The organism is Pseudomonas sp. TE4620 (assembly GCF_056279045.1).
Genome location: NZ_JBWBQO010000001.1, coordinates 5,756,537 through 5,772,036, shown reverse-complemented (window position 1 = coordinate 5,772,036; position 15,500 = coordinate 5,756,537). Strand labels below are relative to the sequence as shown.

Annotated in this window: 17 protein-coding genes; 12 read left to right on the top strand and 5 right to left on the bottom strand. The window is 64.9% G+C overall.

The features are described 5' to 3' along the window. Positions 1-16 precede the first annotated feature (16 nt). From ACZ9A3_RS26765 to cobG, 5 genes are all read right to left on the bottom strand, one after another. Positions 17-706: a hypothetical protein gene (locus ACZ9A3_RS26765; RefSeq protein ID WP_476253291.1), complete on the bottom strand. Its 690-nt coding sequence runs from the start codon at positions 704-706 to the stop codon at positions 17-19. A 103-nt stretch (positions 707-809) separates the two neighbouring features. Continuing rightward, positions 810-2,510, bottom strand: coding sequence for a precorrin-3B C(17)-methyltransferase (gene cobJ / locus ACZ9A3_RS26760; protein ID WP_476253290.1), 1,701 nt, complete (start codon positions 2,508-2,510; stop codon positions 810-812). Beyond that, entirely contained in the window at positions 2,510-3,241 is a 732-nt protein-coding gene (locus ACZ9A3_RS26755) for a precorrin-2 C(20)-methyltransferase (RefSeq protein ID WP_213604495.1), read from the bottom strand. The genes cobJ and ACZ9A3_RS26755 overlap by 1 nt, the downstream gene beginning before the upstream one ends. Further along, the gene (locus tag ACZ9A3_RS26750; protein ID WP_123565000.1) at positions 3,241-3,867 is read right to left on the bottom strand and encodes a precorrin-8X methylmutase; all 627 of its coding nucleotides are present in this window, start codon (positions 3,865-3,867) and stop codon (positions 3,241-3,243) included. Before ACZ9A3_RS26750 ends, ACZ9A3_RS26755 begins: the two co-directional genes overlap by 1 nt. Further along, on the bottom strand, positions 3,860-5,194 hold the full coding sequence (gene cobG, locus ACZ9A3_RS26745; RefSeq protein ID WP_476253289.1) for a precorrin-3B synthase: 1,335 nt from the start codon (positions 5,192-5,194) through the stop codon (positions 3,860-3,862). Before cobG ends, ACZ9A3_RS26750 begins: the two co-directional genes overlap by 8 nt. 116 nt (positions 5,195-5,310) lie before the next feature. On the opposite strand from cobG, the gene cbiE reads away from it, so the two are divergent. From cbiE to ACZ9A3_RS26685, 12 genes are all read left to right on the top strand, one after another. Then, entirely contained in the window at positions 5,311-6,522 is a 1,212-nt protein-coding gene (gene cbiE / locus ACZ9A3_RS26740; RefSeq protein ID WP_476253288.1) for a precorrin-6y C5,15-methyltransferase (decarboxylating) subunit CbiE, read from the top strand. Further along, a complete protein-coding gene (locus ACZ9A3_RS26735) occupies positions 6,515-7,612 on the top strand; it encodes a cobalt-precorrin-5B (C(1))-methyltransferase (protein ID WP_476253287.1) in 1,098 nt (365 codons plus the stop codon). The genes cbiE and ACZ9A3_RS26735 overlap by 8 nt, the downstream gene beginning before the upstream one ends. Further along, positions 7,609-8,322, top strand: a complete 714-nt coding sequence (locus ACZ9A3_RS26730; protein ID WP_476253286.1) for a cobalt-precorrin-6A reductase — start codon at positions 7,609-7,611, stop codon at positions 8,320-8,322. The genes ACZ9A3_RS26735 and ACZ9A3_RS26730 overlap by 4 nt, the downstream gene beginning before the upstream one ends. Before the next feature lie 92 nt (positions 8,323-8,414). Then, on the top strand, positions 8,415-8,645 hold the full coding sequence (gene vapB / locus ACZ9A3_RS26725; protein ID WP_093387177.1) for a type II toxin-antitoxin system VapB family antitoxin: 231 nt from the start codon (positions 8,415-8,417) through the stop codon (positions 8,643-8,645). Next, positions 8,645-9,055, top strand: coding sequence for a type II toxin-antitoxin system tRNA(fMet)-specific endonuclease VapC (gene vapC / locus ACZ9A3_RS26720; protein WP_093376584.1), 411 nt, complete (start codon positions 8,645-8,647; stop codon positions 9,053-9,055). Before vapB ends, vapC begins: the two co-directional genes overlap by 1 nt. Positions 9,056-9,114: 59 nt before the next feature. Continuing rightward, the gene (locus ACZ9A3_RS26715; protein WP_045196974.1) at positions 9,115-9,552 is read left to right on the top strand and encodes an NfeD family protein; all 438 of its coding nucleotides are present in this window, start codon (positions 9,115-9,117) and stop codon (positions 9,550-9,552) included. 23 nt (positions 9,553-9,575) lie between these two features. After that, entirely contained in the window at positions 9,576-10,433 is an 858-nt protein-coding gene (locus ACZ9A3_RS26710; RefSeq protein WP_045196972.1) for an SPFH domain-containing protein, read from the top strand. A gap of 96 nt (positions 10,434-10,529) precedes the next feature. Then, on the top strand, positions 10,530-10,922 hold the full coding sequence (locus ACZ9A3_RS26705; RefSeq protein ID WP_045196971.1) for a DUF2946 domain-containing protein: 393 nt from the start codon (positions 10,530-10,532) through the stop codon (positions 10,920-10,922). 47 nt (positions 10,923-10,969) lie between these two features. Beyond that, positions 10,970-11,443: a copper chaperone PCu(A)C gene (locus ACZ9A3_RS26700; protein WP_045196966.1), complete on the top strand. Its 474-nt coding sequence runs from the start codon at positions 10,970-10,972 to the stop codon at positions 11,441-11,443. A gap of 19 nt (positions 11,444-11,462) precedes the next feature. After that, a complete protein-coding gene (locus tag ACZ9A3_RS26695) occupies positions 11,463-11,891 on the top strand; it encodes a DUF2946 domain-containing protein (protein WP_093376587.1) in 429 nt (142 codons plus the stop codon). A 78-nt stretch (positions 11,892-11,969) separates the two neighbouring features. Next, positions 11,970-14,036 carry a TonB-dependent copper receptor gene (locus ACZ9A3_RS26690; protein ID WP_093376590.1) on the top strand — a complete coding sequence of 689 codons (2,067 nt, stop codon included), beginning with the start codon at positions 11,970-11,972 and terminating at the stop codon, positions 14,034-14,036. 56 nt (positions 14,037-14,092) lie between these two features. Then, entirely contained in the window at positions 14,093-15,460 is a 1,368-nt protein-coding gene (locus tag ACZ9A3_RS26685) for a PepSY-associated TM helix domain-containing protein (RefSeq protein ID WP_093376594.1), read from the top strand. Positions 15,461-15,500 lie beyond the last annotated feature (40 nt).

Sequence of the window (15,500 nt, the reverse complement as noted above, 5' to 3'; positions counted from 1 at the left end):
GAGCCATCCCGAACAATCAGATCTCGTAGTCCAGTACGTTATTGATGCTGCGCTCGCCGAGTCTCCCTTCAATGGTGGCGCGTACGCCCTCATACACTGACTTGTTGAACGACAGTGCTGCAGAGCCGGTGTAGAACTCGGCAGAGCTGCTGTTCCATTCCAGAACGAAGACATCCAGGTCCTTGGCAGAGGTGTCCGAATGTAGGCAGCTCATGGCCAGGACCACTTCACCCTCAGAGGTTTCGATACAGGAGGCCAGACCGATGGTGGCGGTTTTTTTGTTTTTGACGTTGCGATCAAACAGCTTCTGCGCCTGCTCGACCTGCCCCAGCTTTGCCAGCGCATCGCCAGTCAGCTTTTTCAGCGCCACACCGACGGGGCCGCCCATCACCGCAGTGCCTATCGCGCCCAGCGCCTTGGAGGCGACGGCACCGACAGTCAACGTCTTGGAGGAAGTAAATTCGCGCTCATAGCTACGACGTGCGGTGACCCAGCCGCAGTCCTGCAGAACTTTAAGAAACTGCTTGAACCAGGCTTCACCCTGGCCTTCCTGGTCATACAGCTTGCTGGCCACCAGCGATGCGAACTGGTAAGAGTTTTTCACGTCGGTGCGGCTTTGCACGGACATGCCGGCACCAAACGCCATCAGCGATTGTTCCAGAACTGCAGCGGTATTGGTGCTCAGAATTTCGGCGGTGTCGTTCATCTCGAATAGTCCTTTTCATGAAGCCCCGGTCGCTATCGACGGGGGGCTTCACGCTATTCGAGACGGCCGCTTCAATCAGGATCGAAAGCCTTCCACGGCAGCATCAATGCTGCGGTGGATACCAACGCGGGGTATAGACCCACTGACCACCGTCTGCGCGGGCAAACTCGCAGGTCGTCGAGGATCCGACCAGCACCATGGTGCGCATATCGACCATGTCCGTTTGCAGCTCACCGAGACTGACCACCCTCAGTGTCTGACCCGGCCTACCGATGTCGCGGCCAAGGACTACAGGAGTCAGCTCGGCTCGATGCTGGCGGACAATTTCCAGGGCCCGCCCGAGCTGCCACGGCCGCGAGCGCGAGATCGGGTTGTAGAAGGCCAGCGCCAGGTCGGCCTGGCAGGCCAGGTCCAGGCGCTTCTCGATGATCGACCAGGGCTTGAGGTTGTCCGACAGCGACAGCACGCAGAAGTCGTGGCCCAAGGGAGCGCCGGCCTGCGCTGCAGTTGCCAGGGAAGCGGAAACGCCGGGCAGCATTTCCAGCTCCACTGCGTGCCAATCCGGATCGTTCGACTCGTGCAGCGCTTCGAGCACCGCCGCGGCCATGGCGAACACACCAGGGTCGCCCGAAGACACCACCACTACCGAACGCCCTTGCGCCGCCAGCTCGAAGGCATGCCGGGCACGCTGCATCTCTTCGCGGTTGTCGGTGCAATGTAGCACCTGATCGGCACGGAACGGCCCGGCCATGCGCACATAGGTTTCATAGCCGAGCACATCGTTGGCTCGAGCAAGCTCGGCCTTGACCGCAGGCACCATCAAGTCGGCAGCGCCAGGGCCGAGACCGATCACCGCCAGGCGACCGCGGGCGCGACCGATCTGCTGCGGGTCGATCGGCTGGTTCGAGACCACGATGGCCAGGCCGTCAGTCACTGGCTGCGGTGGCAGCAATTGCGGCATTACCTGAGCCGCCAGGGCACTGGCATCGCCGGCACCCGGGGCAAAGCGCAAGTCCACGCCCAGCTCGGCAGCAGCCGCGTGCAGGGCCGGGTTGGCCATGTGCTGCTCTGCGGCCAGCAGGCAAGCCAGCGCCGGCTCGGCAATCCGCGCCGCCTGCAGGGCATCGCGAATGGCCTGGGCCAGTTCCGGCAGCACTTCGCTGACCGCGACCATGACACAACGCGGGTAGATCACCAGCTCATTGGCCGAGGCTGCACGGGCATCACAACCAACATGAATCGCCAGGTGCGCCTGCTCGCTTTGCGGCAGCTGCGCCTGTTCAAGCCAGGGCGCAGCGCCGTCGATACGCACGCTTTCGCCGGCCAGCAGGTCGGAGACGAAACGCTTGCCCAGCTCAAGGTCGGCCAGGGCATAACCGCTGGGCGGGTTGAGCAGGCAGGTACCGAAACGTAGCTCGCCACTGGTGGTGATCGCCGCCGCCACACCCAGACCGGCGCCGATTTCCCGGGCCATGCGATTGACCCCGCCGAGCCCGCCGAGCAGCGGCACCACAGCGCTGCCATCCTCGGCCACCGCCAGCACCGGCGGCTCGGCGCCCTTCTCCAGCAACAGGCCGGCCAGGGTGCGGATGACGATACCGGCAGCGCACAGGGCGATGATCGGCGTGTCTTGCTGATAGAGCTGGCGCACGGTGGCGCCGAATTCCTGGTAACTGCGGTCGGCGCCTTCGACCCGGCCCTCAAGGCCATGGATCAATGCGTCCGGGTACAACTGCTGGATCTTGCGGGCAGTGGCCAGGCTGCCGTTGCCAAGGATGACAATGGCCGGGGCTTTACGGGTCATCAACCTTGCCACCTTTCACCGGGCACGATGATCAGCGAGAAGTACGGCGAGGACTGCGGATCGACCTGGTCCAGGGCGACGATCTTCTGGTTGGCCATGGTTGCCCGCTCCACATACAGGGCACGCTCGGCCAGGCCGAGCTCGGCCAGCACATCGCGAACCTTGGGGAAGTTACGCCCAAGTTTCATGATCACCGCGGCATCGGCATCGGCCAGGCGGCGCTTGAGTTCGTCATACGCCAGCACGCCGGAGAGTACCGACAGGCTCTGGTTGCGATACACCAGCGGCGCACCGAGCACAGAGGCGCCGCCGAGCATCGAGCAGACCCCCGGGATCACTTGCGCATCGTAGCGCTCGGCGAGGCGGTCGTGCAGGTACATGTAGGAGCCGTAGAAGAACGGATCGCCTTCGCAGATCACCGCCACATCGCGGCCGGCATCCAGGTGCGCGGCAACCTCGAGGCTGGCGGCATCGTAAAAGTCGCTGATGACCTGTTCATAAGACAACGGCGCCGGCAGCACCTCGGTGGTCACCGGGTACACCAGCGGCAGCAAGGTCTGGGCTTCCTGCAGATGGCTTTCGATGATGCCGAAGGCGTTGCCGCGCTTGCCCTTGGCGACAAAGTAGGCCACCACCGGCGACTCGCGCAGCAAACGCAGCGCCTTGACGGTAATCAGTTCTGGATCGCCGGGGCCAACGCCCAGGCCCAGCAAACGTCCACGAGCCTGCATCATTCGACCTCCGTGGCCAGGGCATTGACCGCGGCGGCGGCCATGGCGCTGCCGCCCAGGCGCCCTTGCATGATCACGAACGGCACGCCACGGCTGTCGGCAGCGAGCATCGCCTTGGACTCGGCGGCGCCAACAAAGCCCACCGGGAAGCCGAGAATCAACGCCGGTTTAGGCGCGCCAGCGTCGAGCATTTCCAGCAGGTAGAACAGCGCAGTCGGCGCGTTGCCGATAACTACCACGCTGCCTTCCAGGTGCGGCCGCCACAGCTCCAGGGCCACCGCCGAGCGGGTGTTGCCCAGCTCGCGGGCAAGTTCCGGCACCTGCTCGTCGCGCAGGGTGCAGATCACCGGGTTGTTGGCTGGCAGGCGTGCACGGGTAATACCCTCGGACACCATCCGCGCATCGCAGAGGATCGGCGCGCCGGCGGCCAGGGCATCACGCCCGGCCTTGCCGGCACCCGGGGAGAACTGCAGGCCATCGATTGCATCGACCATGCCGCAGGCGTGTATCACGCGGACCGCAAGCTTTTCCAGGTCGGCCGGGATGCGATCGAGCCGGGCTTCCTCTCGAATGATCGCGAAGGAATTGCGATAGATCTCCTGACCATCGCGGATGTAATCAATCATCAAGGGTGCTCCGTGAGCAGGCGTCTAGCAGTGCGCCGGCTTCTTTTAGTGTGAGGTTGCGTGCGCGCAGGCGGCCGAAGCCAGGCTCGGTTGCGTCACGCAGGTACAAGTCGTAGTGGCCCGGGCTTTGCGCCAGCAAGGTGGCGGGCGCCACGTGGGCCATGGCGCACGAGCGCAGGCAGCCGCTCAAGTGCACGCTGGCCGGTGCTCCGGGCGCCAGCATGGTGGCCAGCAGGCGCGCATCGCCCTTGGTTTCGGCCTGGCCTTTGGCGCAGCCGGCGCAACCGGTGCAGGCGACCAGGCGCGCCAGTCGATCATGGGTCGAGACCAGCAGCCCCAATCGGGCCAGGCCGTCGACCACCTGCCCGGCATGATGCTGGCCAATGTTGGGCAGCAGCACGCCCTGCCAAGGGGTCATGCGCAAGGTGCCGTCGCCCTGCTCCCGGGCCAGCCGGGCCGCAGCGCGCAGCATCGAAGGGTTCAGACGCCCCAGGGGCGCTGCCGAACCGACGGCGCTCAGGCCGTGTTGCAGCTGTGGATAAATCCCCAGATAGCCCGCCGTTACCGGCGAGCGACGCCACTGGCAAACCGCCGCATCCGCCCGCACCGGCAAAACCAGCCCGGCGATAAACGCCTCGGGCGTATGTTCGCTGAGCAACTGGCGCATCCGCGTCTGCTCTGGCCGGGCCAGATCGAGAAAGCGCTTGAGTACCGCCAGTACCAGTTCGTGCCCGCGCGTCAGGGGTACAGCACCCAACGGCGCATCCGCGGCCGGGCAACCGGCAAGGCCGAATGCCAGCCACAGTTCGTCGTCAAGCTTCAGCGGGCTGAGCCACAGGTCATGGGGGTGTTCAAGCATCGCCAGGGCCTCGCCGCCATCCAGCTGCACGGCGAACTTGGCCGAGAGCTGATGAAAACGCGGGGTGGTTTCCAGCGACTGCAGCACCTGCTGCGCCAAAGGACGGGTATCGAACAGCATCTGCCGATCAAGGCCGGCGACGGGACTGAGCATCAGGTTGCGCACATCGTCGCCGGCGGCCTCGCGCGGGCCCAGGCCTGCGGCCAGCAGCCCTTCGATCAGCCCGGCGTGGTCGCCGCCGATGCCGCGAATCTGCAGGTTGCCACGGTTGGTGACTTCGATTTCACCACCGGCATAACGCTCGGCCGCAGCGCCCACGGCCTCGGCCTGAGCCGCCGTCAGCGCCCCGCCGGCCAGCTTGATCCGGCAGATGCCGCCGTCCAGCGCCTGGACGATGCGCCACAACCCCGGACAGGCCGAGGGACGCAGCGAAGCTTGGGGCTGGTGGGCCGATACAGGCTGGTTCAAAAGGTCACCCGGCAATCGTGAAAAGGCACTTCAGTGTAGAAGGCGCGGTATTATGCCTGCTTTGTCCGAAGGCATGAAAAGCCTGCCGGTCGGATTGCGTTGAATTGAGGAAATCCATGTCGCCCTGGCTGACAATAGTAGGTATCGGTGAAGACGGCTTCAGTGGCCTGGGCAAGCAGGCCCGGCGCGCGCTGCTGGGCGCTTCACGGGTGTTTGGCGGCCAGCGCCAGCTGGACCTGCTGCCGCACTGCATCAGCGGCGAACGCCTGCTGTGGCCCAGCCCGTTTTCCCTGGCGCCGGTACTGGCCCTGCGCGGCGAGCCGGTGTGCGTGCTGGCCAGCGGCGACCCGATGTTCTATGGCGTAGGCGCAAGCCTTGCGCGCCAGCTCGATGTCAGCGAAATGAACGTGTTGCCGATGCCCTCCTCTTGCGCCCTGGCCGCCGCCCGCCTGGGTTGGCCACTGCAGGAGGTGCTGACGCTCTCGCTGGTGGCGCGGCCGATCGCTGCACTCAACGCCCACCTGTACAGCGGCGTGCGCCTGCTGGTGCTGAGCAACGATGGCAGCAGCCCGGCCGCGATCTCCGCCCTGCTGCGCGAACGCGGATTCGCGCTGAGCCGCCTGCAGGTCTTCGAGCACCTGGGCGGCAGCGCCGAGCGTCGACTCGAGGGCACTGCCGCGCACTGGCCGCACCCGCAAGTTGCCGACTTGAACCTGGTCGCCATCGAATGCCTGGCCACGCCCGATGCACCGCGCCTGTCGCCGCTTGCCGGTCTGCCAGACAGCGCCTTCAGGCACGACGGCCAGCTGACCAAGCGCGATGTGCGCGCCATCACTCTGGCGCGCCTGGCCCCGCAGCCGGGCGAACTGCTCTGGGATGTCGGCGCCGGCAGCGGCTCGATCGGTATCGAGTGGATGCGCGCCCACCCCAGTTGCCGGGCGTTGGCGATCGAGTCAGACGAGGGCCGCCAGCAACTGATCGAACACAACCGCGATGCCCTTGGCGTGCCTGGCCTGCAGTTGATTCGAGGTCGTGCGCCGATGGCCCTGCAGGGCCTGGAACGCCCGGATGCGATCTTCATCGGTGGCGGCGTGACCCGCGAAGGCGTGCTGCAACACTGCTGGCAGCAACTGCGCCCGGGTGGCCGCCTGGTGGCCAATGCCGTGACCCTGCAAAGTGAACTGGCGCTGGTCAACTGGCGCGAGCAGCATGGCGGCGAGCTGACCCGCATCCATATCGCCCAGGCCCACCCCCTGGGCGAGTTCGACACCTGGCGCCAGGCCCTGCCGATCACCCTGCTAGACGCGGTCAAGCCTGCCGATGCGTGACGAAACCCGCGAACAACCCGCGCCACTGCGCAGCGGCCTGACCACTGGCAGTTGCGCCACCGCCACTAGCCTGGCGGCGGCGCGGCTGCTGCTGGGCGGCCAGAGCAACGATGCGGTGCAGATCACCTTGCCCAAGGGCAAGGTGGTGCAGATGCGCCTGGAGTTTTGTCGCCTGCACGAGAACGGCGCCGAAGCCGGCACCCTCAAGGATGCCGGCGATGACCCGGACGTGACTCACGGCGCCCTGCTCTACAGCCGCGTGCGCCTGCAGGCCGAACCCGGTGTGCGCTTTGTTGCCGGCCACGGCGTCGGCACGGTGACCCGCCCAGGCCTGGTGCTCGGCGTGGGTGAACCGGCGATCAACCCGGTACCACGCAGGATGATGACCGAGCACCTGCTGCGCCTGGCCGCCGAATTCGCCTACAGCGGCGGCTTCGAGGTCACGGTAAACGTGCAGGACGGCGAAAGCCTGGCGCTGAAGACCATGAACCCGCGTCTGGGCATTCTTGGCGGCCTGTCGATCCTCGGCACCAGCGGCATTGTCCGGCCGTTCTCCTGCTCGGCCTATATCGCCTCGATCCACCAGGGCATCGACGTGGCCAAGACCAACGGCTACCAGCACATCGCCGCCTGCACCGGCAATGCCAGCGAAGACACCATGCGCCGGGTCTACAACCTGCCGGAAATCGCCCTGATCGAAATGGGCGATTTTGTCGGCGCGGTGCTCAAGCACCTGCGCAAGGTGCCTGTGGATAAACTCAGCCTGTGCGGCGGCTTCGGCAAGATCAGCAAGCTGGCCGCCGGGCACATGGACCTGCACAGCCGCCATTCGAGCATCGACCTGCCGCAACTGGCCGACTGGGCTGCAGCCATTGGTGCCGACCCGGCGTTGCAAGACGCTATTCGCCAGGCCAACACCAGCCAGCAGGCCCTGGCCCTCGCCAGTGCCGCCGGCATTGCCCTGGGTGATGCGGTCTGCGCCCACGCCCTGGCCTTTGCCCGCAGCGTGGTGCCGGCGCAGGTGCAGGTGGAAGTGTTCGCCATTGATCGTCAGGGCGGCATCGTAGGCCATGCGGGGGGCTTTGCATGACGCGCATCCTGTTGCTCGGCGGCGTCACCGAGGCGCTGGCCATTGCCCGCACCCTGGGCCCACAGCACGTCTACAGCCTGGCCGGGATCGGCCGGGTGCCTACTAACCTGGACTGTCAGGTACGGGTCGGCGGGTTTGGCGGCGCCGAGGGCCTGGCCGCTTACCTGCGCGCAGAACGCATCGACCTGCTGATCGACGCCACCCACCCCTATGCCGCCCGCATCAGCGCCAACGCCGCCCACGCCGCGCAACTCACCGGTGTGCCGTGCTGGGCGTTGCGCCGCCCGGCCTGGCAAGCCCAGGCCAGCGATGACTGGCGCGAGGTGAGCGACTGGGCCGAACTGATCGACGCCCTGCGCCCGTTCCAGCGCCCGCTGTTCACCCTCGGCCGTGAGCCGTTGCAGCATCTGCACGAAATTCCCGCCCATCAATTCTGGACCTTGCGCGCCCTCGAAGCCTGCCCCGGCAATGCACGCTGCGAAGTGATCGGCGCCCGCGGGCCATTCCACCTGGAAGACGAACGCACGCTGTTCGAGCGTCGGCAGATCGATGTGCTGATCAGCAAGAACAGCGGCAGCGGGGCGACCGAGCCTAAATTGCAAGTGGCACGTGAGCGCAGCCTACCGGTACTGGTGCTTCGCAGGCCTGACCTCCCTCCCGCCACTCGCAGTTTCTCGACGGTTCAAGCACTGCTGCAAGCACTTCAGTGAGTATTTTCCAAGGGCAAAGGCATATCCCGTTGACAGATGTCGGCGCTCTTTTAAACTTGGATATACATTTGGCATATACAACGAGGTGGATCATGGAGCAAGGTGCCGTCTTCAAGAGCAACCGCAGCCAAGCTGTGCGCCTGCCCAAGTCCGTAGCCCTGCCAGAGGATGTCAAACGCGTGGATATAGTCGCAGTGGGGCGAACCCGAATTATTTCTCCCTCCGGTGAAGCCTGGGACAGCTGGTTCGAAGGTCAGGATGTCAGCCCGGACTTCATGGCCGAACGTGAGCAAGACACCGATCAGGAGCGTGAGGGGTTCTGATGCTCAAGTACATGCTCGATACCAACATCTGCATCTTCACCCTCAAGAACAAGCCTCTGGTCGTACGTGAAGCATTCAATCGCCATTACGGCCAACTGTGCATCAGCACAGTGACGCTGATGGAATTGATGTATGGCGCTGAAAAATCCGCTGCACCTGAACGCAATCTTGCCGTAGTCGAAGGATTCGCCGCACGCCTGGAGGTCCTCAGTTACGATGACCGTGCTGCGGCTCACAGCGGTCAGTTGCGTGCAGAGTTGGCCCGAGCCGGAACACCGATTGGCCCCTATGACCAGATGATTGCCGGACATGCGCGTTCATTGGGGTTGCTACTGGTAACCAACAACATCCGCGAATTCCAGCGTGTTCCTGGGCTGCGCGTGGAAGACTGGCTCACCCCCGCTCAATAGCCCATCGCCCTCTGAGTGCCTTAAACTACCCCCTCCTCCCCCCGGAAGACCTCACCCATATGGAAATGCAATGGTGGATCTGGCTGGTATTCGGTTTCGGCCTCGTAGTGCTCGAACTGGTCCTGCCAACCTTCTTCATCCTCTGGTTCGGCATTGGTGCCGTGCTGGTTTCGTTCATTGCCTTCCTGGCGCCGAGCCTGCAGCTCGATATGCAGGTGCTGCTGTGGGTGGTGTTCTCGTCGATCACCACGCTGCTGTGGTTCAAGGTGTTTCGCAGGAAGCAGCCGGACACCCGCTGGACTGCCGATAGCGTGATCGGCGAAGTCGGCCTGCTCACTGCCACGGTTTCCGAATTCCACAAGGGCCGCGTGCGCTTTCAAAAGCCGATTCTCGGCAATGAAGAATGGGTGTGCGTCGCCGATGCCGAGATCCCGGCCGGCGAGCGCGTGCGCCTCACTGCCATCGAAGGCAATACCGCCCGGGTTGCCCGGGCCTGATCAGTAAAAGGAAGCATTGACTCATGACCAGCCTTATCGTCGTCGGCACCATCGCCGCATTCGCCCTCATCACCCTGTTCAAGGGCGTGCGCATCGTGCCCCAGGGCGAGGAGTGGATCGTCGAGCGCCTGGGCCGCTACCACAGCACCCTCAAACCGGGCCTGAACCTGCTGATCCCGTACATGGACGTGGTCGCCTACCGCCTGCCGACCAAGGACATCATCCTCGACGTGCAGCAGCAGGAAATCATCACCCGCGACAACGCGGTGATCGTCGCCAACGCGCTGTGTTTCGCCAAGGTCGTCGACCCGCAAAAAGCCGCCTACGGCGTGCAGGACTTCAGCTTCGCGGTCACCAGCCTGACCATGACCTCGCTGCGTGCCATCGTTGGCGCCATGGACCTCGACGAAGCGCTGTCGAGCCGCGAGCAGATCAAGGCGCGCCTGCGCGAAGCGATGTCCGAGCAGACCGAAGACTGGGGCGTGACCGTGCGCTCGGTAGAGATCCAGGACATCAAGCCGTCGCAGAACATGCAGGCGGCCATGGAGCGCCAGGCCGCCGCCGAGCGTGAACGCAAAGCCGACGTCACCCGCGCCGAAGGCGCCAAGCAGGCCGCCATTCTCGAAGCCGAAGCGCGCCAACAGGCGGCCAAGCTCGACGCTGAAGCGCAGATCAACCTCGCCGAAGCCTCGGCGCGTTCCATCACCCTGGTTCGGGACGCGGTCGGCACCGAAATCACCCCGGCCATGTACCTGCTCGGCGAGCGTTACATCGGCGCCATGGAAAGCCTTGCCAGCAGCGACAACGCCAAGGTCGTGGTGCTGCCGGCCGACCTGCAGGAAACCGTGCGCGGCCTGATGGGCCGCAACAAACAGGCCTGATGCGAACCGGGAGTGCGGCACTTCACCGCACCCCCGGTAATTTTTCCTATACTGGGCGCTACAATAGCCACCTCTGATTCCTGACCGGATCTTTCCATGTCCCCATATCGGCCCGCCATCGCCTGGATCGCCTGCTTCGCAGTGCTGTTCAATCTGCTGGCCATGCCGTTGGCGTCCGCAGCCCCCAAGGGCCCGGCCGAACAACTGCTGTGGGGGGCCTTCTGTTCGAGCGTCGGGGCCAAGGCCAATCCGGCAATCATGGCCCTGGGCAAGATCGACCTCGGCCAGCAAGGCGATGACCATTCGAACATGCAGCACTGCTGGTGCTGCTCGGGCGCCGCGCCGTTGCTGGCGCTTCCCGGGCATGCGCCGCAACTGAGCAAACCGCTAGCCCTGTCGATCGGGCTCGAACCGCTGCTCACCGCCTATCAACCCACGCCACGCCAACAGTGGCCGGCCCTCAACCCCCGCGCCTCCCCTCTGGTCTGAGTTCACTACGCTACCTGTTGCGAACCTGAATCGACTGGAGAATCACCATGTTCAAGAACGCCCTGCTGCTGGCTGCGCTGATGCTGCCGGCGACCTTTGCCACTGCCCATGAATACACCGTTGGCGAGCTGCATATCGCTCACCCGTGGTCGCAGGAGTTGCCGCCGAACGCGCCCAACGTTGCCGCCTATTTTGTCGTGCATAACAACGGCAAGAGCGCCGACACCCTGACCGGCGTCGACAGCCCGATCAGCGACGATGCCCAGCTGCACGAGCATGTGCACAAAGATGGCCTGATGAAAATGCAGCAGGTAATGAGCGTCGAAGTGCCTGCAGGCGGCGAGCTGAAATTCGCCCCCGGCGCCTACCATGTGATGCTGATGCAGCCCAAGGACCGCAGCCTGCTGGCTGATGGCAAGCGCTTCCCGCTGACCCTGCATTTCAAGCACGCCGGTGACATCACCGTCGAGGTCGCGGTGCAGAAACAGGCACCCGACGAGGCAGCCGCTCACAATCACTGATCGCTGAAGGCTGCCCGGCGTGACTAGCGCCCGCAGCAGGTTCACCCGCCCCGCACGTCCTGGTTCCAGGACGCTTCGCGGCAGCTGGCTGAGCCTGTTTGCCATGTTGATGATCTTTATCGGCCCACTGGTTTCCCAGTCGATGCCGATGGATCACCGTGCCATGCCGCCAGGCATGAACATGAGCATGGCCATGGACAGCGCCGCCGATTGCCATGCCGACAACCATCACGGCGGCAGCCCGGCGCTGAAGGTGATCTGGGAGAAGTGCGGTTACTGCAGCCTGTTCTTCCATTGCCCGGCGCTGCCCCAGGCCCTGAGCCTGCTCAACACCGAAGCCGTACCCGCCAGCAACCGGCTGATCGTCTACCCGCGCCAGGGCCATGCCCGGCAAACGGTATTCCCCGGCGCCCGCAGCCGCGCGCCGCCACCCTTCATCGTCGTCTGAGTTCACTCCCTGCGCCCGAAGTCCGGCATCAGCCGTCGACTGCGCGCCCCCTTATGACTGATCGATGTTGGAATCATTATGTCCGGCTGCACCGCTGTTTTTCGTCTGTCCCTGCAAGGGACCATCGCCGTGATCTGCGGCACCCTGCTCAGCCCTCTGGCCCTGGCCGCAAGCCAGGCCGAAGACGCACATGTCCATGACCAGGCCGAGCTGAGCCCGACGGTGATCACCGCCGTGGCCCCGAGCTCGCCGCTGACTATCGTCACCAACCCCAAGGACCCACGCCAGCCGGTGCCGGCCAGCGATGGCGCCGACTACCTGAAAACCATCCCCGGCTTCTCGGCCATCCGCGCCGGCGGCACCAATGGTGACCCGGTGCTGCGCGGCATGTTCGGCTCGCGCCTGAACATCCTCACCAACGGCGGCGTGATGCTCGGCGCCTGCCCCAACCGCATGGACGCCCCGACCTCGTACATCTCGCCGGAGACCTACGACCGCCTGACCGTGATCAAGGGCCCGCAAAGCGTGATCTGGGGCCCGGGCGCATCGGCCGGGACCATCCTTTTCGACCGCGAGCCGGAAAAATTCGGCGAGCTGGGCAGCCGCGTCAACGCCAGCCTGCTGGGCGGTTCCAACGGCCGCTTCGACAAGGTTCTGGATGCCGCCGCCGGCAATCGCTACGGCTATGCGCGCTTCGTCGGCAACCAGTCGCGCTCGGACGACTATGAGGACGGCAATGGCGACACCGTGCCGTCGCGCTGGGACAAGTGGAACGGTGACGTCGCCCTGGGCTGGACCCCGGACGCCGACACCCTGGTGGAACTGACCGCCGGCAAGGGCGACGGTGAAGCGCGTTATGCCGGGCGCGGCATGGACGGCTCGCAGTTCAAGCGCGAAAGCCTTGGCCTGCGCTTGGAGAAGTCCAACATCGGCGAGGTCTTCGACAAGCTCGAAGCCCAGGTCTACTACAACTACGCCGACCACGTGATGGACAACTACAGCCTGCGCACGCCCTCGGGCATGGGCATGATGGGCATGCCGATGGTCAGCAACGTCGACCGCCGCACCCTTGGCGGGCGGATCAAGGGCACCTGGCGTTGGGATGACCTGCAACTGATCAGCGGCATCGACGCACAAACCAACGAACACCGCCAGCGCAGCGGCATGGGCGTCGATGTGCACAAGCACATGGCCTGGACCAAGGACGCCGACTTCCACAACTACGGGGTGTTCGGCGAGCTGACCTGGTACGCCGCCGAACAGGACAGGCTGATCACCGGCGCGCGCCTGGACCGCGCCTCGGCCAAGGATTACCGCGCCACCAGCGCCACCCGTGGCGACACCCGCGCCGATACCCTGCCCAGCGGTTTTATCCGCTACGAGCACGACTTGGTAGATGTCCCCGCCACCACTTACGTCGGCCTCGGCCACGCCCAGCGCTTCCCCGACTACTGGGAGCTGTTCTCGCCCAAGTCCGGCCCGGCAGGTTCGGTCAATGCCTTCGACAGCATCAAGCCGGAGAAAACCACCCAGCTCGACTTCGGCATCCAGTACCAGACCGAAACCGTCGACGCCTGGGCCTCGGGCTATGTCGGGCAGATCCGCGACTACATCCTCTTCGACTACCGGCCGGGGATGATGGGCATGCCAAGCTCCCAGGCGCAGAACATCGACGCGCGGATCATGGGCGGCGAACTGGGCGCGGCGTACAAATTGACCAGCAACTGGAAAGCCGACGCTACCCTGGCCTACGCTTGGGGCAAGAACAGCAGCGACGGCAAGGCACTGCCGCAGATGCCACCGCTTGAAAGCCGCCTGGGCCTGACCTACAGCCGTGATGTGTGGAGCGCCGGGGCCTTGTGGCGCCTGGTGGCGGCGCAGAACCGCATTGCCGAAAACTCCGGCAACGTGGTGGGCAAGGACTACGAGAAGAGCGGCGGTTTCGGCGTGTTCTCGCTGAACGGCGCCTACAAGGTCAGCAACAACCTCAAGCTCAGCGCCGGGGTCGACAACCTGTTCGACAAAGCCTACGCCGAGCACCTGAACCTGGCGGGCAACGCCGGCTTCGGCTACCCGGCCACCGACCCGCAGCCGATCAACGAGCCGGGGCGTACGTTCTGGACCAAGGTCGACCTGAGTTTCTGATCCAACCCGGGCGCGATCGTTGATCGCGCCTTACCCAGGCAACACGGGAGCGCTGCATGAGCAAACCGCACATATCCTTCTACAACCTGGCGTGGCGCTGGCATTTTTACGCCGGGTTGTTCGTCGCGCCGTTCATGATCCTGCTGGCGATCACCGGGATCATCTACCTGTTCAAACCGCAGCTAGACCCATTGCTGTATCGCGACTTGATGGTGGTCGAGGCCGGGCATCACCGGCACAACGCCGACAGCCTGCTGCAACAGGTGCAGCAGGCTTACCCCAAGGGCCAGGTCAGCCAGTACCTGCCGGCAATCGCCAGTGATCGCAGTGCCCAGTTCGTGGTGCACAACGCTGGCCGTGAATTGAATGTGTTCGTCGACCCCTACAGCGGCCAGTTGCTCGGCGAACAGGACGCGAAAAACAACCTGCAGGCCGTGGCCCGTGCGCTGCACGGTGAACTGATGATCGGCACCACTGGCGATCGCCTGGTGGAACTGGCCGCCGGCTGGGGCGTGGTGCTGGTGGTCTCGGGCCTGTACCTGTGGTGGCCGCGCGGCAAGCGCAGCGCCGGTGTGCTGTGGCCGCGCCTGAACGCCCGTGGGCGCCTGCTGTGGCGCGACCTGCATGCGGTCACAGGCTTCTGGGGCGCGGCGCTGTTGTTGTTGATGCTGCTCAGCGGCATGACCTGGACCGGCTTCTGGGGCAAGCAGTACGCCGACCTGTGGAACCGTTTTCCGGCGGCAATGTGGAACGACGTGCCGCAGTCCGACCAGCAAGCCCGGGCGCTCAACAGCGCCAGCCGCCAGACCGTGCCCTGGGCCATGGAAAACACACCGATGCCGCAATCCGCCGCCCACGCCGAGCATGCCGGCCACAGCATGGGCTCCAGCGCCCCGGCGGCGCCGCAGGTCAGCCTGCAACAGATCGAAGAGCTGGCCACTACCCGCCGCGTCGAACCTGGCTACAGCATTACCCTGCCAACCAGTGCCGAAGGCGTGTACACCATTGCCGTGTTCGCCGACGACCCGCGCAACGACGCCACCTTGCATGTCGACCAGTACACCGGCCAGGTGCTGGTGGACGTACGCTGGCAGGATTACAGCAACGTCGCCCGCGCCACCGAGCTTGGGGTGATGCTCCACGAAGGCAAGATGTTCGGCACACTGAACCAGCTTATTGTCCTGCTGATCTGCCTGATGATCCTGCTCGGCTCGGTCAGCGGCCTGGTGATGTGGTGGAAACGCCGCCCCGAAGGTGGCCTCGGTGTACCGCCGCTGCGCCATGACCTGCCGCGCTGGAAGACCGCGACCGTGATCATGCTGATTCTGGGGGCGGCCTTCCCGCTGGTGGGCGGCTCGATGCTGCTGGTGTGGCTGGTGGATCGTTATGCACAACCGCTGGCGCGGACAAATCCGCTAACATGAGCGCCCGTTTTCGATACGGGCCTGTTTTTGGCGTCATCGC

Bases quoted from the DNA above. Each gene is read 5' to 3' on its own strand.
- ACZ9A3_RS26765 (WP_476253291.1), bottom strand. From the start codon at position 706: ATGAACGACACCGCCGAAATTCTGAGCACCAATACCGCTGCAGTTCTG.
- cobJ (WP_476253290.1), bottom strand. From the start codon at position 2,510: ATGACCCGTAAAGCCCCGGCCATTGTCATCCTTGGCAACGGCAGCCTG.
- ACZ9A3_RS26755 (WP_213604495.1), bottom strand. From the start codon at position 3,241: ATGCAGGCTCGTGGACGTTTGCTGGGCCTGGGCGTTGGCCCCGGCGAT.
- ACZ9A3_RS26750 (WP_123565000.1), bottom strand. From the start codon at position 3,867: ATGATTGATTACATCCGCGATGGTCAGGAGATCTATCGCAATTCCTTC.
- cbiE (WP_476253288.1), top strand. From the start codon at position 5,311: ATGTCGCCCTGGCTGACAATAGTAGGTATCGGTGAAGACGGCTTCAGT.
- ACZ9A3_RS26735 (WP_476253287.1), top strand. From the start codon at position 6,515: ATGCGTGACGAAACCCGCGAACAACCCGCGCCACTGCGCAGCGGCCTG.
- ACZ9A3_RS26730 (WP_476253286.1), top strand. From the start codon at position 7,609: ATGACGCGCATCCTGTTGCTCGGCGGCGTCACCGAGGCGCTGGCCATT.
- vapB (WP_093387177.1), top strand. From the start codon at position 8,415: ATGGAGCAAGGTGCCGTCTTCAAGAGCAACCGCAGCCAAGCTGTGCGC.
- vapC (WP_093376584.1), top strand. From the start codon at position 8,645: ATGCTCAAGTACATGCTCGATACCAACATCTGCATCTTCACCCTCAAG.
- ACZ9A3_RS26715 (WP_045196974.1), top strand. From the start codon at position 9,115: ATGGAAATGCAATGGTGGATCTGGCTGGTATTCGGTTTCGGCCTCGTA.
- ACZ9A3_RS26710 (WP_045196972.1), top strand. From the start codon at position 9,576: ATGACCAGCCTTATCGTCGTCGGCACCATCGCCGCATTCGCCCTCATC.
- ACZ9A3_RS26705 (WP_045196971.1), top strand. From the start codon at position 10,530: ATGTCCCCATATCGGCCCGCCATCGCCTGGATCGCCTGCTTCGCAGTG.
- ACZ9A3_RS26700 (WP_045196966.1), top strand. From the start codon at position 10,970: ATGTTCAAGAACGCCCTGCTGCTGGCTGCGCTGATGCTGCCGGCGACC.
- ACZ9A3_RS26690 (WP_093376590.1), top strand. From the start codon at position 11,970: ATGTCCGGCTGCACCGCTGTTTTTCGTCTGTCCCTGCAAGGGACCATC.
- ACZ9A3_RS26685 (WP_093376594.1), top strand. From the start codon at position 14,093: ATGAGCAAACCGCACATATCCTTCTACAACCTGGCGTGGCGCTGGCAT.